Raw genomic sequence first — 17,980 nt, 5'->3', positions numbered from 1 at the left:
TAAATTTTATTTAACTGATTACATGAATAAGTGAAACGAAACGAAAGATAGCGACAATTTTGCCAGCGTCTGATGTGGAATTCACACGACTAAGGACTGAGTTATGCCTGAAACCTATACCGCAACCTCCGCCGCGACCGGCACCTGGACAGAAGCCGAAATCCGTCAACAGCCCGCCAGCTGGCTCCGCTCGCTGACCAACATCGACAATCTCCGTTCGGCGATCGACGACTTCCTCGCGCCATTGCTGCGTAAAGACGATTTGCGAATTGTTCTGACGGGGGCAGGAACCTCCGCCTTTATCGGTGAGATCGTTTCGCCCTGGCTATCGCGTCACACCGGAAAAAACATCAGCGCGGTGCCAACGACCGATCTGGTAACCAATCCTATGGACTACCTGAACGCCGCGCACCCTCTGCTGCTGGTCTCCTTCGCCCGCTCCGGCAATAGCCCGGAGAGCGTCGCCGCCGTAGAGCTGGCCAATCAGTTCGTCCCGAACTGTTACCACCTGTCGATTACCTGTAATGAAGCCGGCAGCCTGTATCAAAACGCGGTAAACAGCGACAACGCCTTTGCGCTACTGATGCCGACAGAAACGCACGACCGCGGCTTCGCGATGACCAGCAGTATTACCACCATGATGGCGAGCTGCCTTGCGGTGTTCGCGCCCGAAGCGATCAACAGCAGGACCTTCCGCGACGTGGCGGATCGTTGTCAGACGATCCTCACCTCGCTCGGCGAATTTAGCGGCAGCGTATTTGGCAATGAGCCGTGGCGACGGATCGTCTATCTCGGCAGCGGCGGATTACAGGGTGCGGCGCGCGAATCGGCCCTCAAGGTCCTCGAGCTGACCGCCGGTAAACTGGCGGCGTTTTATGACTCCCCAACCGGCTTTCGTCACGGGCCGAAATCACTGGTGGATAACGAAACGCTGGTGGTGGTGTTTGTCTCCAGCCACCCGTACACGCGCCAGTACGACCTCGACCTGCTGGCTGAACTGCGTCGCGACAAACAGGCAATGCGCGTGGTGGCGATTGCCGCCGAAGCCGCAGCCCCTGTCACTGCGGGTCCGCACATCCTGCTGCCGCCTTCCCGCGCTTTTATCGATGTCGAGCAGGCTTTCTGCTTCCTGATGTATGCCCAGGCGTTCGCGCTCGCGCAGTCCATCAGCGTTGGCAATACCCCGGATACCCCTTCCGCCAGCGGTACGGTTAACCGCGTGGTGCAAGGCGTCGTCATTCACCCCTGGAATGCTTGAGAGGAGCGCATCATGAGCATTATTTCTACGAAATATCTTCTGCTGGATGCCCAGGCAAAAGGCTATGCGATACCTGCATTTAACATTCATAACGCCGAGACGATCCAGGCGATCCTCGAAGTCTGCAGCGAGATGCGATCGCCGGTGATCCTCGCCGGTACGCCGGGTACCTTCAAACATATCGCGCTGGAGGAGATCTACGCGCTGTGCAGCGCTTACTCCACCAGCTATGAGATGCCTCTGGCGCTGCATCTCGATCACCATGAAACTCTGGACGATATCCGCCGCAAGGTTAACGCCGGTGTGCGTAGCGCGATGATCGACGGTAGCCACTTCCCTTTCGATGAGAACGTGAAGCTGGTGAAATCGGTCGTGGATTTTTGCCACGCGCGCGATTGCAGCGTAGAGGCTGAACTCGGTCGCCTGGGCGGGGTGGAAGATGATATGAGCGTTGATGCTGAAAGCGCGTTTTTGACCGATCCGCAGGAAGCAAAACGCTTTGTTGAGCTGACGGGTGTTGATAGTCTCGCCGTAGCTATCGGTACCGCACATGGGCTCTATACCAAACGTCCAAAAATCGACTTCCAGCGCTTAGGCGAAATTCGTCAGGTGGTCGACGTTCCTCTGGTACTCCACGGTGCCAGCGATGTGCCTGATGAGTATGTGCGTCGCGCCATCGAACTCGGGGTCTGCAAAGTCAATGTGGCAACCGAGCTGAAAATCGCGTTTTCCGGTGCCGTAAAACAATGGTTTGGCGAACATCCTGATGGCAATGACCCACGCTATTACATGCGTGTCGGGATGGACGCCATGAAAGAAGTGGTAAAAAGCAAAATCAACGTCTGCGGCTCAGCGAATAAATTAGTGACCTGTTCGCCATCCCTTTCGTAAATTAAACATAATTATATTATTTCAACAACGCGTAACTCGCAGCCTATATCGGCAGGAATTACTAATATGAGTACTCCAAATATTTTATTAACCCGTATTGATAACCGCCTGGTACATGGACAGGTTGGCGTCACATGGACATCAACCATTGGCGCTAACTTACTGATTGTCGTGGATGATGAAGTCGCAAATGACGATATACAGCAAAAGCTAATGGGCATTACCGCTGATACCTATGGCTTCGGCATTCGTTTTTTCTCTATCGAGAAAACAGTCGCGATCATTTCAAAGGCAGCCCCTCATCAAAAGATTTTTCTAATCTGCCGCACTCCGGCCATTGTCAGAAAGCTGATCGAAGGCGGCCTGTCGTTAAAAGATGTCAACGTAGGAAATATGCATTTCTCTGAGGGGAAAAAACAGATCAGCAGCAAGGTATATGTCGATGATCGTGATTTAGACGATCTACGATTTATCAAGCGCAGCGGCGTTAATCTATTTATTCAGGACGTTCCTGGTGATGCGAAAGAGGGCATTCCTGATTAATTGCAGAGTCTCGGTATTCTAATAGCTAAAGTCACCATTACGAGGCAACAAAATGCACGAAATTACACTCCTTCAGGGAATATCCCTGGCCGCGTTAGTTTTTGTTCTTGGGATAGATTTTTGGCTGGAAGCACTGTTCCTTTTTCGTCCGATTATTGTCTGTACCCTTACCGGAGCGATTCTTGGCGATATCCATATTGGTTTGATCACCGGCGGCCTCACCGAGCTGGCTTTTGCAGGCCTGACGCCTGCCGGAGGCGTGCAGCCGCCGAACCCTATTATGGCAGGCGTAATGACGACCGTCATCGCCTGGACAACCGGGGTGGACGCGAAAACCGCAATTGGTTTAGGTCTGCCGTTTAGCCTGCTGATGCAGTACATCATTCTGTTTTTCTACTCGGCATTTTCACTCTTTATGTCAAAAGCCGATAAGTGCGCGAAAGAAGCTAATACGGCGGCATTCTCCCGTCTTAACTGGACCACAACGCTCATTGTCGCCTGCTCCTATGCGGTTATCGCCTTTCTCTGTACCTATCTTGCGCAGGGCGCGATGCAGGCGCTGGTAAAAGCCATGCCGGCCTGGCTGACGCATGGTTTTGAAGTCGCTGGCGGCATACTGCCCGCGGTAGGTTTTGGCCTGCTGCTGCGCGTCATGTTCAAAGCCCAATACATCCCTTACCTCATCGCCGGCTTCCTGTTCGTATGCTATATCCAGGTCAGTAACCTGCTGCCGGTTGCGGTATTAGGCGCCGGGTTTGCGGTCTATGAATTCTTTAATGCCAAAGCTAAAAATGCCGCCCAGGCGCAGGCGACAACCCAGAAAAACGATGCAGAGGATTACAGCAATGGGATCTGAAATTAGTAAAAAAGACATTACTCGCCTGGGGTTTCGCTCCTCTCTGCTTCAGGCCAGCTTTAACTATGAGCGTATGCAGGCCGGTGGGTTTACGTGGGCAATGCTGCCGATCCTGAAGAAGATCTACAAAGGCGACAAAGAAGGCCTCAGCGCCGCCATGAAGGATCATCTGGAATTCATTAACACGCACCCGAACCTGGTAGGCTTCCTGATGGGTCTGCTGATTTCAATGGAAGAAAAAGGCGAAGACCGCAGCACCATCAAAGGGCTGAAAGTCGCGCTTTTCGGACCTATCGCCGGCATCGGCGACGCAATATTCTGGTTCACCCTGTTGCCGATTATGGCCGGGATCTGCTCCTCCTTCGCCAGCCAGGGCAACCTGCTGGGGCCTATTTTGTTCTTCGCGGTCTATCTTGCCATCTTCTTCCTGCGCGTGGGCTGGACGCATGTCGGCTATTCGGTGGGGATAAAAGCGATCGATAAGGTACGGGAAAACTCGCAGATGATCGCCCGTTCGGCGACGATACTTGGTATCACGGTAATTGGCGGCCTGATTGCGTCCTACGTGCATATTAACGTCGTCACCACCTTTGCCATCGACGCCACGCATAACGTTGCGCTGCAGCAGGACTTTTTCGACAAGGTGTTCCCAAACATCTTACCAATGGGCTATACCCTGCTGATGTATTACCTGCTGCGGGTGAAAAAAGCGCACCCTGTATTGCTGATTGCCGTCACCTTCGTGCTGGCGATTCTGGGTTCCGCGCTGGGGATTTTGTAAATGAGCAGGATGACGTTTCAGGAACTGAGCGATTACCGTGCGCTGAGCGAGGAGGTCAGCGAGCGATTGCTGGCGCTCATTAAGCGTAAGCCCGACGCGGTGATTTGTCTGGCGACGGGCGCGACGCCGCTGCTGGCCTATCAAATGTTTGTTGAAAAGGCGCTGGCACAAAAAGCGGATACCAGTCGGGTCATCTTCGTGAAGCTCGACGAATGGGTTGGCCTGTCAGCCGATAACCCGGCGACCTGCGAAGCGTTTTTGCAGCAGCAGATTATCCTGCCGCTCGCCGTCACGCCCGATCGCTATATTGCGTTTGCTTCCGATAAGGCTGACGAACAGGAATGCCAACGGGTTGTTGAACAGATTGCACGGTGTGGCGGTTTAGACCTTTGCCTGTTGGGGATAGGTAAGAACGGCCATTTAGGGCTTAACGAACCGGATGACGTCCTGGAACCCGCCTGCCATATTACCTATCTCGATGAGCGTACCCGCCTGCACGATATGCTGAAACAGGCGTCAGCGCCCGTCGAGCAGGGGATCACCCTCGGTCTTAGGGATATTCTGGCGGCAAAAGAGGTGTTACTGCTGGTTGCAGGTGAGGGAAAACAGCAGGCGTTCGCCGCGTTCAGAGAAGGGAAAGTATCAACTCGCGTTCCGGCATCGTTCCTGTGGCTACACTCGCAGGCAACCTGTTTGTACTACGCAATGTAGGAGCAGCCGGGCGGAGCTGCTCCCGCCCGGCTTATTGAATACAGGGCAATCTACTCGCCCTGCTGCTCCAGCGCGTGCTTGTACAGCGCGTTTTTCTTCACGCCGTGAATTTCAGCGGCCAGCGCGGCGGCTTTTTTCAGCGGCAGCTCCGCCTGCAGCAAGGCCAGCGTACGCAGCGCGTCCGCTGGCAGGGCCTCTTCCTGGGCTTTGAATCCTTCGACGATCAGCACCATTTCGCCTTTACGACGGTTCTCATCTTCCTTCACCCACGCCAGCAGCTCGCCGATTGGCGCGCCGTGGATAGATTCCCAGGTTTTAGTCAGTTCGCGCGCCAGCACCACGTAGCGGGACTCTCCCAGCACCGTGCAGATATCTTCCAGGCTCTCCAGCAGGCGGTGGGTGGATTCATAGAAAATAATCGTCCGCGGCTCTTCTTCCAGCGCCTTCAGCGTATCGCGACGCCCCTTCGACTTTGCCGGCAGAAAGCCTTCATAGCAGAAGCGGTCGGACGGCAGGCCCGCCGCGCTCAGAGCGGCAATCGCTGCGCACGGCCCCGGCAGCGGCACCACGCGGATATTGGCTTCGCGGCAGGTGCGCACCAGATGATAGCCGGGATCGTTGATCAGCGGGGTACCGGCATCAGATACCAGCGCGATGTTTTGCCCGTCCTGCAATTTTGCCAGAAGTGTTTCAGCTTTTTGCTGTTCATTATGGTCGTGCAGGGCAAATAATCGGGCGTTAATTCCAAAATGCTGGAGCAGTAAACCGGTATGGCGGGTATCTTCTGCAGCAATTAAATCAACGGCTTGCAACACCTCCAGCGCACGCTGCGTGATATCAGACAGATTACCTATCGGCGTGGGCACAATATAGAGCTGCCCCTGAGAATTATCTGCTGATTCGTGTTGTTTCATTGTCTCGTCCGTATTGCCGAATTAATATTGAGCATTGAGCCAAAAAAATATCACTGGATACATATGGTACCGTCAACATTTCTTCGTTCTAAACCCGCGCGTTGTCTGCCCGTACTGCTGGCTGCTCTGATCTTCGCTGGCTGCGGCACCCATACCCCGGATCAAAGCACGGCGTTTTTACAGGGTACGGCACAGGCAAACTCCAGTTACTACCTGCAGCAAATGCAGCAAAGCTCGAATGATAGCAAGACCAACTGGCAATTACTCGCCATTCGTGCACTGCTGCAGGAGGGCAAAAAGCAGCAGGCCATCGATCTGTTCAACCAGCTGCCGGCTAACCTCGATAAAACTCAGGCCCGCGAGCAGTCGCTTCTGGCGGTCGAAGTTAAGCTGGCTCAGAACGATTTCCCGGGCGCTCAGGCGCTGCTGAGCAAGCTCGATCCGGCAAGCTTCGAGACGAATCAGCAGCCCCGCTACTGGCAGGCGCAAATCGATGCCAGCCAGGGACGCCCGTCGATTACCCTGCTGCGCGCACTTATCGCCCAGCAGCCGCTGCTAAGCCAGCCGAAACAGCAGCAGAAGAATATCGACGAGACCTGGAAAGCGCTGACTTCGATGACCCAGGATCAGGCCAACGCGCTGGTTATCAATGCCGACGAGAACGTCCTGCAGGGCTGGCTGGATCTGCAGCGCATGTGGTTTGATAATCGTAACGATCCGACCCTGCTCAAAGCCGGGGTGAAAGACTGGCAGACCCGCTACCCGCAGAACCCGGGCGCTAAAATGCTGCCGACGGCGCTGGTGAATATGCAAAATTATAAGCCGGCATCAACCAATAAAATCGCCCTGCTGCTGCCGCTAAACGGCCAGGCCGCTGTATTTGGCCGCACGATCCAGCAGGGATTTGAAGCGGCGAAAAACGGCGCCCCGGCGGTTGCCGGAAGCGCGGTGCCTGCGCAGGTCGCACAGGCGGCAAACGCCGCCGGTAGCGAAGTAGTCAGCCCGTCGCAGGCGGAAATCAGCGATCTCACCTCCGCAAACGCCGCTCAGGCGCCGGTACAGACTCCGGCAGCGGACCAGGCGACGGCGCCGACCGCGGCACCCACCGCCGATCCGGCGGCCGCACAGGGCGCTACGCCGGCCGCCACCAGCGCCGCGCCTGCCGACGCCGCTCAGCCGCCGGTTACGGCGCCGCAGACCCAGCCGGTTGCCTCAACCCCGGCGAACCCTGCCGCCGAACTGAAAATCTATGACACAACCAGCCAGCCGATGAGCCAGCTGCTGGCCCAGGTGCAGCAGGACGGCGCTACCATCGTCGTTGGGCCGTTGCTCAAAAACAACGTGGAAGAGGTCATTAAAAGCAACACCTCGCTGAACGTCCTTGCGCTGAACCAGCCGGAAAAAGTCGAGAACCGCGCCAATATCTGCTATTTCGCCCTCTCTCCGGAAGACGAAGCGCGCGATGCGGCACACCATATTCACGATCAGGGCAAACAGACTCCGCTGCTGCTGGTTCCACGCGGATCGCTGGGCGATCGCGTGGTCAGCGCCTTTGCCAACGAGTGGCTTAAGATCGGCGGCGGCACGGTTTTAGAGCAGCGTTTTGGCTCAACCTCTGAGCTGAAGTCCAGCGTCAACAGCGGCATCTCGTTAACCGGTAGCCCGGTGTCGACCCTGCCTTCCGCCCAGGACAGCGCGCTGGGTAGCCCGAGCGACGTGCCGGTCAGCAGCGGCGGCAGCGTCGATGCCGCATGGATCCTGGCGACGCCGGAACAAATTGGCTACATCAAACCGATGATCGCCCTGCGCAACGGTAGCCAAAGCAACGTGACGCTGTACGCCAGCTCCCGCAGCGCTCAGGGCACAGCAGGCCCGGATTTCCGTCTGGAAATGGACGGCTTGCAGTACAGCGAAATCCCAATGCTGGCAGGCAGCAACCCGGCGCTGATGCAGCAGGCGCTGTCCGCCGTGCGTAACGACTACTCGCTGGCTCGCCTGTATGCGATGGGCGCCGATGCCTGGTCACTGGCCAACCATTTCTCGCAAATACGTCAGGTACCGGGCTTTGAGCTGAACGGTAACACCGGCGATCTGACGGCCACGCAGGACTGCGTGATCAACAGGAAACTGTCATGGCTCAAGTACCAGCGCGGACAGATCGTCGCAGCCAACTAACCAAACAAACCGGCGACGCCTGGGAAGCCCAGGCCCGCCGCTGGCTGGAAAGTCAGGGACTGCGTTTTACCGCCGCCAACGTTCGCGAACGGGGCGGCGAGATTGACCTTATTATGCGCGACGGGGCGGTTACCGTATTTGTTGAAGTGCGCTATCGTCGTAGCGCAAGCTACGGTGATGCCGCCTCCAGCGTCACGCTGAAAAAGCAACAACGACTCCTCCATGCCGCGCGTCTGTGGCTCTCCCGACATAATGGGAGCTTTGATACTGTGGATTGCCGTTTCGATGTGGTAGCCTTCACCGGAAACGACATCCAATGGCTGAAAAACGCCTTTGGCGAATAGCGTAAACGAATTTAAGGGATCCCGTGCTCGATAGAATTAAAGCCTGCTTCACTGAAAGCATTCAAACCCAAATTGCAGCAGCGGAAGCACTCCCGGACGCCATCTCCCGCGCGGCGATGACCCTCGTGCAGTCACTTCTCAACGGCAACAAAATCCTCTGTTGTGGCAATGGCACCTCTGCCGCCAACGCACAGCATTTTGCTGCCAGCATGATCAATCGTTTCGAAACGGAGCGCCCTGGTTTACCTGCCATTGCACTAAATACCGATAATGTGGTCTTAACGGCAATAGCCAACGATCGCCTGCATGACGAGGTTTACGCCAAGCAGGTGCGCGCGCTTGGGCACGCCGGCGACGTACTGCTGGCGATCTCCACCCGCGGCAATAGTCGGGATATCGTGAAAGCCGTTGAAGCGGCCGTCACTCGCGATATGACCATCGTTGCGTTAACCGGCTATGACGGCGGTGAGCTGGCTGGCCTGCTGGGTCAGCAGGACGTCGAAATTCGCATTCCCTCACATCGCAGCGCGCGTATTCAGGAAATGCATATGCTTACCGTCAACTGTCTGTGTGATTTGATTGATAACACGCTTTTTCCACACCAGGACGAATAAGGAGAACACATGAAGGCTCTCTCGCCCCTCGCCATCCTTCTTTCTGCGCTACTGCTTCAGGGATGCGTTGCCGCAGCAGTAGTCGGAACGGCAGCAGTCGGCACCAAAGCCGCAACGGACCCGCGGACGGTCGGCACACAGGTCGATGACAGTACGCTTGAGCTACGCGTCAACAGCGCGTTGTCGAAAGATGAACAAATTAAGAAGCAGGCCCGCATTAACGTCACCGCCTACCAGGGCAAAGTGCTGCTGACCGGTCAATCTCCGGTGGCCGATCTCTCCGCGCGCGCGAAGCAAATTGCGATGGGCGTCGAAGGAACCACGGAAGTCTTTAATGAAGTGCGTCAGGGTCAGCCGATAGGCTTAGGGACCGCCTCTTCGGATACCTGGATTACCACCAAGGTGCGCTCCCAGCTGCTGGGCACTGACCAGGTTAAATCATCAAACGTGAAGGTGACAACCGAGAACGGAGAAGTGTTCCTGATGGGGCTGGTTACCGACCGCGAAGGTCGCGCGGCGGCGGATATCGCCAGCCGGGTAAGCGGCGTTTCTCGCGTAACAACCGCGTTTACCTATATCAAATAAGCACCGCTTACCGGGCTACAAACCTTGTGCTTTGTAGCCCGGTAAAATCATCAGATTAACGCCAGCCCGCCAACAACCGCGCCGCACAGCGCCACCAGCCCGCCGGTCAGCCAAAGGGCCTTCGCCGGAAACGCCTTATGCAGCATAATCAGCGACGGTACGCTGACCGCAGGCAGCGTGATCAGCAGAGCCAGCGCTGGCGCAAACCCCATTCCCGCCAGCATCATGGTCTGTACGATAGGGATCTCCGCCGCCGTCGGGATAACGAACAGGCAGCCGGCTATCGCCATCGCAATGACCCAGAACAGCGTGTTACCGACCACGCCGTCGGCGTGCGGGAACAGCCAGACGCGCGCGGCCCCCAGCGCCAGCACCGCCAGAATATAGACCGGGATCGTGTTCCAGAACAGCGTCCACAGCGCCCGCAGCCAGCGGCTGAAAAAACCGCCCTCAGCAATTTGTGGGGAAAGGTCGGGCACGACTGCCGGCTGAGTAGCGGCTTCCTGAACCCATTTTTGTACCAGCGTCGCCACCACCAGCACGGTCGCGAGGCCAGCCACCAGGCGAATCAAGGCAAACTGCCAGCCGAGCACAAATCCCATAAACACCAGCGTCGCCGGGTTCAGCAGCGGATTACCCATCCAGAACGCCAGCGCGCCGCCCATCGACACCTGCTGTTTACGCATGCCTGCCGCCACCGGCGCGGCGCAGCAGGTGCACATCATGCCGGGCAGAGAGAAAATCGCCCCCAGCAACGTACCGCGAAAACGCGATTGCCCGAGGGTGCGCAGCAGCCAGTTACGCGGGATCAGCACCTGAATCAGCGAACCCAGCAGCACGCCCAGCACCGCCGCTTTCCAGACCGCCAGGAAGTAGACCAGCGCGTAATCCCACGCGGCTTTTAGCGGATTGCTATCGGCCTGGGCCAGAATAGATTTTCCAATGCTGTGCGTTTCTGCGGCAGTGAAGGCCTTACCGTAATATGGCTGCCATTTGACAAACCACAGGCCGACGATGACAACGAGGAAAAAGAGCGCGGGCTTCCACCATTGAAAAGATGATGCCGCCTGAGATGAAGACCGATCGGCCATAGCATTCCCCAGCAAGAAATATGGTTATAAAGCGAAGCGCTGAATACTACGCCTCGCCGGCGGCGATTTCACGCAATTTTGCCGATGGCAGAACGGTGACGCCTTCCTGGGAGGGCGCGAGCGCTTCACTGAGCATCCCCCGCGCGACGTCGCGGGCATCGATAGACTTCCAGTTCCCCGGCAGCAGGCGAAACAGCGGCGCCATCAGCACTTCATTCGCGCGTTTTTTATCACGCTCGCCCAGCAGCATAGAGGGGCGAAGGATCGTCAGATTCCGCCACGCCTGGGCGCGCAGCGCCTGCTCCATTTCCCCTTTGACGCGGTTGTAGAAAAACAGCGAATGCGGGTCGGCGCCCATGGCGCTGACGACCAGCATATGCTTTGCCCCCAGCCGTAGCCCGGTCAGCGCCGTATCCACCACCAGCGTATAGTCAGCATGGATAAAGGCCGCTTTGCTCCCCGCATCGCGCAGGGTCGTGCCCAGGCAGCAAAAGACGGTGTCTATCGGGTCAACGACCTGGGCCAACGCGTCGCTCAGCTGAGGGTCATGGGGATTAAATACGCCTTGCGTATCCGCCAGCGGGCGGCGAGTGGGCGCGGTTATCGCCGAAATAGTCGGTTCGCTCACCAGCATTCGAAGTAAGTGCCCGCCAACCAAACCGGTCGCGCCTGTTATCAGCACCTGGCTCATGATGTCTCCTGAAGTCCCGCCGCGACAGGCGGCGGATAGCCTGAGAAAAAGTATGCAAGAAAAGGAAGGATTTGCACGTTTGCAGGGGGAATTACTCTATCGCAGCGTCGCGCTGCCAGTGCAGCTTCTTGCCGAAGCCGAGGGTATTGTCGGTAAACTTGAGCTCGTCGGGGCGGATTTCCCACACCGCTGCCGGTAGCGCGCGGGCAACCGGAAAGCGCCTCACGTAGCGCTGACGCATCTCTGCCTCCTCTTCTCCGTGGAGCCGGCGGATTTCACCTTTAAACTGAACTCCGCGGATCAGCGCCACGGTTTTCGGCTGACCATTCACCGTCCCGGCAACCTTAGCGCGCTCGCCGGTCATTTGCCCGTGGCGAGTTTTTTCATCGCTAAGGAGATAAAATGCTACGTTTTCAGGATCATAAATATAGAAAGCATTGGCACACCAGAGCTCGCCCTCGCTGGCGACGCACCAGGTGATGACGTGCTGTTTGCTCAGCCAGCGGCCGATCGCGGCAAGCGTATCCATCTTTTTTCTCCAGTATGCTATGGTGCACACACCTTAACATACCGACCTTTGGACCGTGCGCTGGTTTCTCTATCTGATTCGTACCGCCGATAATCGCCTCTATACCGGGATTACCACCGACGTCTCTCGTCGCTTTTGCCAGCATCAGGATGGCAAAGGAGCGAAAGCTTTACGTGGGAAAGGCGTGCTGCAGCTGGCCTTTAGTCAGGAAGTTGGTGAACACTCACTAGCACTACGGCTGGAGTATCGCATCAAGCAGCTAACGAAGCGCCAGAAAGAGCGCCTCGTTGCCGGAGATGGCTCGTTTGAAACCCTGCTGGAGAGCCTTAGAAGCGATTGAAGTGGTCGCTGTACTCAACCAGTCCGTGTACCCCTTCCAGCGCGTCGTCGGCCAGAGGATGTACCTGAAACGCCTCAGCGGTGTCCGGCCAGCGGCAGCGCAGATCAAAACGCGCGGCCGGTTCAAAGCCCAGGCGGCCATACAGCGCCGGTTCGCCGAGCGTAACGACCGCGGCGTAGCTAAATTCATTCAGCGAATCCAGCCCTTCATAGACCAGCTGGCGACCGATCCCCTGACCACGGTAGCTCTCTTCTACCGCCAGCGGCGCCATGCCAACCCACTGCAGCTCTTCGCCTTCTACGGAGACCGGGCTGAAGGCCACGTAGCCAATAACCTGACCTTCATCGTCCGTTGCCACCACGCCTAGCGTGATCAGGCCGTCTTCCCGTAAATCGTGCACCAGTTGCGCTTCGGCATCGCCGCCGAAGGTTCGGCGCAGCAGAGCGTCGATTCCCGGTGCATCAATTCCAATTTCAACTCGAATCAGCATGCCTCACCTACCGATGTCTGTTCAGGTTTCCGCGGGCTGTTTAAGCCTGCTTCAACAAAATCCGCCAGTTGCAGCAGCATTATGCGCAGCGCTTTCGGCATCTGCTCCAGCTCAATGGCATCCATCAGGTTTTTTACATACAGCCCCAGCTCTGTATCGCCTTCGATAACCAGCCGACGCTGGAAGAATAGCGTATCCGGGTCCTGCTTACGCGCCGCAATCATCAGCAGATCGCTGGCATCAGCGCTAAAGCTGACGTCCGCCTCTGCCGTTGGGCTAACCACCAGCCGACCCTCGTTTACTGAGGTATACCACAGCAGGCCAATATCGCGCACATTTATACTTAACCAGCGACCCTCGAGAAAATCCAGCTCTCCATCCGCCAGCGCCTGACGAAACTGCCAGCTGAGCACCTGTTCCAGCACCTGACGCTTGAGGGCAAAAGGCGCCAGCTTAACCGGCACGCTCATCAAAGACGGGCCAAAGTGGACCAGCCGGGAACGCAATTTATCCAACACAAGCTTTACTCCATGAAAGCGACAGTTCCGCTATTGTGCCATATCAAATAAACAACATAGCGGCGTAAATCAACAAAATCACCATGACGGGTACCTATTATTGGCGCCGCCAATACGCTTTTAACTGCCTCAAATCAAAAATTGTCACCAGAAGGTTAACTAAAATCCCTGCTCATTAACCATTCAGCGTCGCCGACAGGCCGCGTTTTTCAGGAAAAATTATGGAGCTGCTCTGCCCAGCCGGTAACCTCCCGGCGCTTAAGGCGGCCATCGAAAACGGTGCCGATGCCGTGTATATCGGGCTGAAAGATGACACCAACGCCCGCCACTTTGCCGGTCTTAATTTCACCGAAAAGAAGCTGCAGGAAGCCGTCAGCTTCGTCCATCAGCATCGCCGCAAGCTGCATATTGCGATCAACACCTTCGCCCACCCGGACGGCTACGCCCGCTGGCAGCGCGCGGTGGATATGGCCGCCCAGCTGGGAGCCGATGCCCTGATCCTCGCCGATATCGCCATGCTGGAATATGCCGCCGAGCGCTATCCGCATATTGAGCGTCACGTTTCGGTTCAGGCGTCTGCGACCAACGAAGAGGCGGTGCGCTTCTATCACCGCAATTTCGACGTCGCCCGCGTGGTGCTGCCGCGCGTGCTCTCCATCCACCAGGTCAAGCAGCTGGCGCGCGTCACCCCGGTTCCGCTGGAGGTCTTCGCCTTCGGCAGCCTGTGCATTATGGCGGAAGGCCGCTGCTATCTCTCCTCGTATCTGACCGGCGAGTCGCCGAATACCGTCGGCGCCTGTTCGCCCGCGCGCTTCGTTCGCTGGCAGCAGACTCCGCAGGGCCTGGAGTCACGCCTTAACGAAGTCCTGATTGACCGTTATCAGGACGGCGAAAATGCCGGCTACCCCACCCTATGTAAAGGCCGCTATCTGGTGGACGGCGAGCGCTATCACGCGCTGGAAGAGCCAACCAGCCTGAATACCCTTGAGCTGCTGCCGGAGCTGATGGCGGCGAATATTGCCTCGGTGAAAATTGAGGGCCGACAGCGCAGCCCGGCCTATGTCACCCAGGTGGCGAAAGTCTGGCGTCAGGCAATCGATCGCTGCAAGGCCTCCCCACAAGATTTTGTCCCACAATCCGCATGGATGGAGACTCTCGGCTCAATGTCCGAGGGGACGCAAACCACCCTTGGCGCATATCACCGTAAATGGCAGTGAGAAACGTGATGAAATATTCGTTAGGGCCGGTGCTGTATTACTGGCCAAAAGAGACGCTGGAAGATTTTTATCAGCAGGCGGCAGGCTGTAGCGCCGACACGATTTATCTCGGCGAAGCGGTGTGCAGCAAGCGCCGCGCGACCAAGGTCGGCGACTGGATCGATATGGCGAAAATGCTGGCGGCCAGCGGTAAGCAGGTGGTCCTCTCGACCCTAGCCCTGGTTCAGGCCTCCTCTGAGCTGGGGGAGCTAAAACGCTACGTCGAGAACGGCGAGTTTTTGATTGAGGCCAGCGATCTGGGCGTCGTCAATATGTGCGCTGAGCGTAAGCTGCCGTTTGTCGCCGGCCATGCGCTCAACTGCTATAACGCCGTGACCCTGCGCCTGCTGCTCAGGCAGGGAATGGTGCGCTGGTGCATGCCGGTCGAGCTTTCCCGCGACTGGCTGATGAACCTGCTGACGCAGTGTGAAGAGCTGGGGATCCGCAAGCAGTTCGAGGTTGAAGTGCTGAGTTATGGCCATCTGCCGCTGGCCTACTCTGCGCGTTGCTTTACCGCCCGCTCTGAAGACAAACCGAAGGATGAGTGTGAAACCTGCTGCATCAAATACCCCAACGGGCGCGACGTGCTTTCGCAGGAAAACCAGCAGGTGTTCGTGCTCAACGGCATTCAGACCATGAGCGGATACGTCTATAACCTTGGTAACGAGCTGGCGTCGATGCGCGGCCTGGTCGATATGGTTCGCCTGTCGGCGCTGGATAACAACGTCTTTGCCATGCTTGACGCCTTCCGGGCAAACGAAAACGGCGCCTCGCCGCTGCCGCTCACCGCCAACAGCGAGTGCAATGGTTACTGGAAGCGGCTGGCAGGACTGGAATTACAGAGCTGATAAACCGCTCACTTTGTTAATAGCTATCATCACTTTTTAATGCACTATTGAAGTCGCAGCTTTTCTGGCCAGCGCGTCCCGGATGCGCCAGGCTGGAAGAAGACCTTCAATCTGATGACTATGCTGTAGCAAAGTGAGCCTTTATGACTGACAAATCTGTTCCGTTCTCGGTGCTCGATCTGGCGCCGATCCCGCAGGGTTCTTCGGCAAAAGAAGCCTTCTCCCACTCGTTAGACCTGGCGCAGCTGGCTGAAAAACGCGGCTATCACCGCTACTGGCTGGCAGAGCACCATAATATGGTCGGTATTGCCAGCGCCGCGACCTCGGTGCTTATCGGCTATCTGGCGGCCAACACCCGCACCCTGCGCCTCGGTTCCGGCGGCGTGATGCTGCCCAACCACTCGCCGCTGGTGATTGCCGAACAGTTTGGCACGCTGAATACCCTCTACCCCGGCCGTATCGACCTCGGTCTCGGGCGCGCCCCGGGTAGCGATCAGCCCACCATGCGCGCGCTGCGCCGCCATATGAGCGGTGACGTCGATAACTTCCCGCGCGATGTTGCGGAGCTGGTTGACTGGTTCGATGCCCGCGACCCGAATCCGCACGTGCGCCCGGTGCCCGGCTATGGCGAGCAGATCCCGGTGTGGCTGCTTGGCTCCAGCCTCTACGGCGCCCAGCTGGCAGCGCAGCTCGGCCTGCCGTTTGCCTTCGCTTCGCACTTTGCGCCGGAGATGCTGTTCCAGGCCCTGCACCTCTACCGTACTCATTTCAAGCCCTCCGCGCGGCTGGAAAAACCGTACGCGATGGTCTGCATCAATATTATTGCCGCCGACAGCAACCGCGATGCGGAGTTCCTGTTCACCTCAATGCAGCAGGCTTTCGCTAAGCTACGCCGCGGTGAAACCGGCCAGTTGCCGCCGCCGGTGGAGAATATGCACCAGCTGTGGTCCGCCTCCGAGCAATACGGCGTACAGCAGGCGCTGAGCATGTCTCTGGTTGGGGATAAAGCGAAGGTACGTCACGGTCTGGAGTCGATATTGCGCGAAACGCAGGCCGACGAGCTGATGGTTAACGGCCAGATTTTCGATCATCAGGCGCGCCTGCACTCGTTTGAGCTGGCGATGCAGGTGAAAGAGGAATTATTGGGTTAACATCTGTCGCAGCTTCCCGGCTGAGCGTAGCCCCAGCCGGGAAGCTGACGAATTTATTGATAAACCGGCAGTAGGTTAAAGCTCGATAAGAAGTGCACGATAACGTTGCCGACGCCGAATAACAGGATCAGCGCAATCATCGGCTTTCCACCCCAAACGCGGAATTGTGGGCTACCGAAGCGTTTACGCGATGCGCGGGCCAGCAGAGCCGGGACGATTGCCGCCCAGATCGTTGCCGCCAGTCCCGCATAGCCGATGGCATACAGGAAGCCGTTCGGCCACAGCAGGCCGCCGATAACCGGCGGTACGAAGGTCAGGATCGCGGTCTTAAAGCGCCCCAGCGCAGAGTCATCAAAACCGAACAGGTCAGCCAGATAGTCAAACAGTCCCAGCGTAACTCCGAGGAACGAGCTGGCCACCGCAAAGTTTGAGAACACCACCAGCAGCAGATCCAGGCTGCGGCTGTTCAGCACGCCACTCAGCGCCTGTACCAGCACATCAATGTTACCGCCCTTCTGCGCGATGCCGATAAACTCCGCGCGCGGGATATTGCCCATGGTCACCAGCAGCCAGATTACGTACAGCCCCAGCGCCAGCAGCGTGCCGTAGACCAGACAGCGGGTAATGGTGCGGGGATCTTTGCCGTAGTACTTCATCAGGCTTGGGACGTTGCCGTGATAGCCGAAGGATGCCAGGCAGAACGGCAGGGTCATCAGCAGGTACGGCATATAGGATGCGTTTTGTTCGGCAACGTTGAACAACGTCGTCGGCTGTACGTGCCCCAGCAGGCTCCCGAAGGTCAGAAAGAACGTAATGACCTTCGCCCCCAGAACAATCGCCGTCATTCGGCTTACCGCTTTGGTACTCAGCCACACGACAAACGCCACCAGCAGGGCAAAGCCAAATCCTGCCGCTCGCGCCGGAACGTTGAGCGACATCTCGGAAAAGGTATGATGCAGAATTGAGCCGCTAGCCGAGATGTAGGCGTAGGTCAGAATATAGAGCACAAAGGCAATCGACACGCCGTTAATCAGGTTCCAGCCCTTGCCGAGCAGATCTTTGGTGATGGTATCGAAGCTGGACCCAATGCGGTAATTCAGGTTGGCTTCCAGAATCATCAGCCCGGAATGCAGCATGCAGAACCAGGTGAAAACCAGAGCCGCCAGCGACCAGAAGAACCACGCGCCGGACATAACTACCGGCAGCGAGAACATGCCCGCGCCAATAATGGTTCCGCCGATAATCACCACGCCGCCGAATAAGGACGGGCGCGATGCCGTAGTGGTTAGTGTCGCCATTTAGCGTAATCTCCAGTCAATAATACTTTGCTCATCGTTAGCGTGCAGCACTGTACCAGTACACGAGTACGATTGAAATAAAAAAAGCCCCAATCG

21 protein-coding genes are annotated in these 17,980 nt (G+C 57.2%); 14 read left to right on the top strand and 7 right to left on the bottom strand.

Annotated elements, in window-relative coordinates; genetic code table 11:
* The first annotated feature begins 103 nt into the window (after nucleotides 1-103).
* From QFI97_RS04310 to QFI97_RS04285, 6 genes are all read left to right on the top strand, one after another.
* A complete protein-coding gene (locus QFI97_RS04310) occupies nucleotides 104-1,258 on the top strand; it encodes an SIS domain-containing protein (protein ID WP_095099809.1) in 1,155 nt (384 codons plus the stop codon).
* A 12-nt stretch (nucleotides 1,259-1,270) separates the two neighbouring features.
* Nucleotides 1,271-2,149, top strand: a complete 879-nt coding sequence (gene kbaY, locus QFI97_RS04305; RefSeq protein WP_095099812.1) for a tagatose-bisphosphate aldolase subunit KbaY — start codon at nucleotides 1,271-1,273, stop codon at nucleotides 2,147-2,149.
* A gap of 66 nt (nucleotides 2,150-2,215) precedes the next feature.
* The gene (agaB, locus tag QFI97_RS04300; protein ID WP_095099814.1) at nucleotides 2,216-2,692 is read left to right on the top strand and encodes a PTS galactosamine transporter subunit IIB; all 477 of its coding nucleotides are present in this window, start codon (nucleotides 2,216-2,218) and stop codon (nucleotides 2,690-2,692) included.
* A gap of 52 nt (nucleotides 2,693-2,744) precedes the next feature.
* Nucleotides 2,745-3,548: a PTS galactosamine transporter subunit IIC gene (agaC, locus tag QFI97_RS04295; protein WP_346430616.1), complete on the top strand. Its 804-nt coding sequence runs from the start codon at nucleotides 2,745-2,747 to the stop codon at nucleotides 3,546-3,548.
* Nucleotides 3,538-4,329 carry a PTS galactosamine transporter subunit IID gene (gene agaD / locus QFI97_RS04290; RefSeq protein ID WP_095099821.1) on the top strand — a complete coding sequence of 264 codons (792 nt, stop codon included), beginning with the start codon at nucleotides 3,538-3,540 and terminating at the stop codon, nucleotides 4,327-4,329. Before agaC ends, agaD begins: the two co-directional genes overlap by 11 nt.
* Nucleotides 4,330-5,040 (top strand): galactosamine-6-phosphate isomerase, encoded by a 711-nt coding sequence (locus QFI97_RS04285; protein ID WP_346430615.1) that lies wholly within the window; start codon nucleotides 4,330-4,332, stop codon nucleotides 5,038-5,040.
* Nucleotides 5,041-5,090: 50 nt separating this feature from the next.
* On the opposite strand, the gene rsmI is transcribed toward QFI97_RS04285, so the two are convergent.
* The gene (gene rsmI / locus QFI97_RS04280) at nucleotides 5,091-5,954 is read right to left on the bottom strand and encodes a 16S rRNA (cytidine(1402)-2'-O)-methyltransferase (protein ID WP_095099828.1); all 864 of its coding nucleotides are present in this window, start codon (nucleotides 5,952-5,954) and stop codon (nucleotides 5,091-5,093) included.
* Nucleotides 5,955-6,017: 63 nt separating this feature from the next.
* Here rsmI and QFI97_RS04275 point away from each other — a divergent pair, with 63 nt between their 5' ends.
* From QFI97_RS04275 to dolP, 4 genes are read left to right on the top strand one after another with little or no spacing between them, the layout of a single operon-like run.
* Nucleotides 6,018-8,129, top strand: a complete 2,112-nt coding sequence (locus QFI97_RS04275; protein ID WP_346430614.1) for a penicillin-binding protein activator — start codon at nucleotides 6,018-6,020, stop codon at nucleotides 8,127-8,129.
* On the top strand, nucleotides 8,087-8,473 hold the full coding sequence (locus QFI97_RS04270) for a YraN family protein (protein WP_346430613.1): 387 nt from the start codon (nucleotides 8,087-8,089) through the stop codon (nucleotides 8,471-8,473). Before QFI97_RS04275 ends, QFI97_RS04270 begins: the two co-directional genes overlap by 43 nt.
* A 23-nt stretch (nucleotides 8,474-8,496) precedes the next feature.
* Complete coding sequence (diaA, locus tag QFI97_RS04265) at nucleotides 8,497-9,087, top strand: DnaA initiator-associating protein DiaA (protein ID WP_041147373.1); 591 nt, start codon at nucleotides 8,497-8,499, stop codon at nucleotides 9,085-9,087.
* A gap of 9 nt (nucleotides 9,088-9,096) precedes the next feature.
* Nucleotides 9,097-9,672 (top strand): division/outer membrane stress-associated lipid-binding lipoprotein, encoded by a 576-nt coding sequence (gene dolP / locus QFI97_RS04260; protein ID WP_045856646.1) that lies wholly within the window; start codon nucleotides 9,097-9,099, stop codon nucleotides 9,670-9,672.
* A gap of 50 nt (nucleotides 9,673-9,722) precedes the next feature.
* Here the strand turns inward: dolP and QFI97_RS04255 are convergent, their stop codons facing one another.
* The 3 genes from QFI97_RS04255 to QFI97_RS04245 form a co-directional block, all read right to left on the bottom strand.
* Entirely contained in the window at nucleotides 9,723-10,763 is a 1,041-nt protein-coding gene (locus QFI97_RS04255) for a permease (RefSeq protein WP_095099836.1), read from the bottom strand.
* Nucleotides 10,764-10,809: 46 nt separating this feature from the next.
* Nucleotides 10,810-11,454, bottom strand: coding sequence for an NAD(P)H-binding protein (locus tag QFI97_RS04250; RefSeq protein ID WP_331834970.1), 645 nt, complete (start codon nucleotides 11,452-11,454; stop codon nucleotides 10,810-10,812).
* A 91-nt stretch (nucleotides 11,455-11,545) separates the two neighbouring features.
* Nucleotides 11,546-11,983 (bottom strand): YhbP family protein, encoded by a 438-nt coding sequence (locus tag QFI97_RS04245; RefSeq protein ID WP_095099842.1) that lies wholly within the window; start codon nucleotides 11,981-11,983, stop codon nucleotides 11,546-11,548.
* 55 nt (nucleotides 11,984-12,038) lie between these two features.
* On the opposite strand from QFI97_RS04245, the gene QFI97_RS04240 reads away from it, so the two are divergent.
* On the top strand, nucleotides 12,039-12,323 hold the full coding sequence (locus tag QFI97_RS04240; protein WP_095099845.1) for a GIY-YIG nuclease family protein: 285 nt from the start codon (nucleotides 12,039-12,041) through the stop codon (nucleotides 12,321-12,323).
* Here QFI97_RS04240 and QFI97_RS04235 read toward each other — a convergent pair.
* Nucleotides 12,310-12,813 carry a GNAT family N-acetyltransferase gene (locus QFI97_RS04235; protein WP_095099848.1) on the bottom strand — a complete coding sequence of 168 codons (504 nt, stop codon included), beginning with the start codon at nucleotides 12,811-12,813 and terminating at the stop codon, nucleotides 12,310-12,312. The two genes, QFI97_RS04240 and QFI97_RS04235, sit on opposite strands and share 14 nt — an antisense overlap.
* Entirely contained in the window at nucleotides 12,807-13,331 is a 525-nt protein-coding gene (gene ubiT / locus QFI97_RS04230; RefSeq protein WP_095099851.1) for a ubiquinone anaerobic biosynthesis accessory factor UbiT, read from the bottom strand. The genes QFI97_RS04235 and ubiT overlap by 7 nt, the downstream gene beginning before the upstream one ends.
* A 221-nt stretch (nucleotides 13,332-13,552) precedes the next feature.
* Between ubiT and ubiU the strand changes: the two genes are divergently transcribed.
* The 3 genes from ubiU (at nucleotide 13,553) to QFI97_RS04215 (ending at nucleotide 16,586) form a co-directional block, all read left to right on the top strand.
* Nucleotides 13,553-14,548 carry a ubiquinone anaerobic biosynthesis protein UbiU gene (ubiU, locus tag QFI97_RS04225; RefSeq protein WP_095099853.1) on the top strand — a complete coding sequence of 332 codons (996 nt, stop codon included), beginning with the start codon at nucleotides 13,553-13,555 and terminating at the stop codon, nucleotides 14,546-14,548.
* Between the two features lie 8 nt (nucleotides 14,549-14,556).
* Nucleotides 14,557-15,435: a U32 family peptidase gene (locus QFI97_RS04220; RefSeq protein ID WP_095099856.1), complete on the top strand. Its 879-nt coding sequence runs from the start codon at nucleotides 14,557-14,559 to the stop codon at nucleotides 15,433-15,435.
* Between the two features lie 143 nt (nucleotides 15,436-15,578).
* Nucleotides 15,579-16,586, top strand: coding sequence for a luciferase-like monooxygenase (locus QFI97_RS04215; RefSeq protein WP_331834973.1), 1,008 nt, complete (start codon nucleotides 15,579-15,581; stop codon nucleotides 16,584-16,586).
* Nucleotides 16,587-16,639: 53 nt separating this feature from the next.
* Here QFI97_RS04215 and mtr read toward each other — a convergent pair whose 3' ends face one another.
* Nucleotides 16,640-17,884 carry a tryptophan permease gene (gene mtr, locus QFI97_RS04210; RefSeq protein ID WP_095099861.1) on the bottom strand — a complete coding sequence of 415 codons (1,245 nt, stop codon included), beginning with the start codon at nucleotides 17,882-17,884 and terminating at the stop codon, nucleotides 16,640-16,642.
* Nucleotides 17,885-17,980: the final 96 nt, after the last annotated feature.

This window comes from Klebsiella scottii (genome assembly GCF_036561945.1).
Lineage (GTDB): Bacteria > Pseudomonadota > Gammaproteobacteria > Enterobacterales > Enterobacteriaceae > Klebsiella > Klebsiella scottii.
Note: the sequence above shows the minus strand (reverse complement) of the source record. Positions and strands in the feature narration are given on the sequence as shown.

Coding starts and splice junctions, on each gene's coding strand:
- QFI97_RS04310 (WP_095099809.1), top strand. CDS start 104: ATGCCTGAAACCTATACCGCAACCTCCGCCGCGACCGGCACCTGGACA.
- kbaY (WP_095099812.1), top strand. CDS start 1,271: ATGAGCATTATTTCTACGAAATATCTTCTGCTGGATGCCCAGGCAAAA.
- agaB (WP_095099814.1), top strand. CDS start 2,216: ATGAGTACTCCAAATATTTTATTAACCCGTATTGATAACCGCCTGGTA.
- agaC (WP_346430616.1), top strand. CDS start 2,745: ATGCACGAAATTACACTCCTTCAGGGAATATCCCTGGCCGCGTTAGTT.
- agaD (WP_095099821.1), top strand. CDS start 3,538: ATGGGATCTGAAATTAGTAAAAAAGACATTACTCGCCTGGGGTTTCGC.
- QFI97_RS04285 (WP_346430615.1), top strand. CDS start 4,330: ATGAGCAGGATGACGTTTCAGGAACTGAGCGATTACCGTGCGCTGAGC.
- rsmI (WP_095099828.1), bottom strand. CDS start 5,954: ATGAAACAACACGAATCAGCAGATAATTCTCAGGGGCAGCTCTATATT.
- QFI97_RS04275 (WP_346430614.1), top strand. CDS start 6,018: ATGGTACCGTCAACATTTCTTCGTTCTAAACCCGCGCGTTGTCTGCCC.
- QFI97_RS04270 (WP_346430613.1), top strand. CDS start 8,087: ATGGCTCAAGTACCAGCGCGGACAGATCGTCGCAGCCAACTAACCAAA.
- dolP (WP_045856646.1), top strand. CDS start 9,097: ATGAAGGCTCTCTCGCCCCTCGCCATCCTTCTTTCTGCGCTACTGCTT.
- QFI97_RS04255 (WP_095099836.1), bottom strand. CDS start 10,763: ATGGCCGATCGGTCTTCATCTCAGGCGGCATCATCTTTTCAATGGTGG.
- QFI97_RS04250 (WP_331834970.1), bottom strand. CDS start 11,454: ATGAGCCAGGTGCTGATAACAGGCGCGACCGGTTTGGTTGGCGGGCAC.
- QFI97_RS04245 (WP_095099842.1), bottom strand. CDS start 11,983: ATGGATACGCTTGCCGCGATCGGCCGCTGGCTGAGCAAACAGCACGTC.
- QFI97_RS04235 (WP_095099848.1), bottom strand. CDS start 12,813: ATGCTGATTCGAGTTGAAATTGGAATTGATGCACCGGGAATCGACGCT.
- ubiU (WP_095099853.1), top strand. CDS start 13,553: ATGGAGCTGCTCTGCCCAGCCGGTAACCTCCCGGCGCTTAAGGCGGCC.
- QFI97_RS04220 (WP_095099856.1), top strand. CDS start 14,557: ATGAAATATTCGTTAGGGCCGGTGCTGTATTACTGGCCAAAAGAGACG.
- QFI97_RS04215 (WP_331834973.1), top strand. CDS start 15,579: ATGACTGACAAATCTGTTCCGTTCTCGGTGCTCGATCTGGCGCCGATC.
- mtr (WP_095099861.1), bottom strand. CDS start 17,884: ATGGCGACACTAACCACTACGGCATCGCGCCCGTCCTTATTCGGCGGC.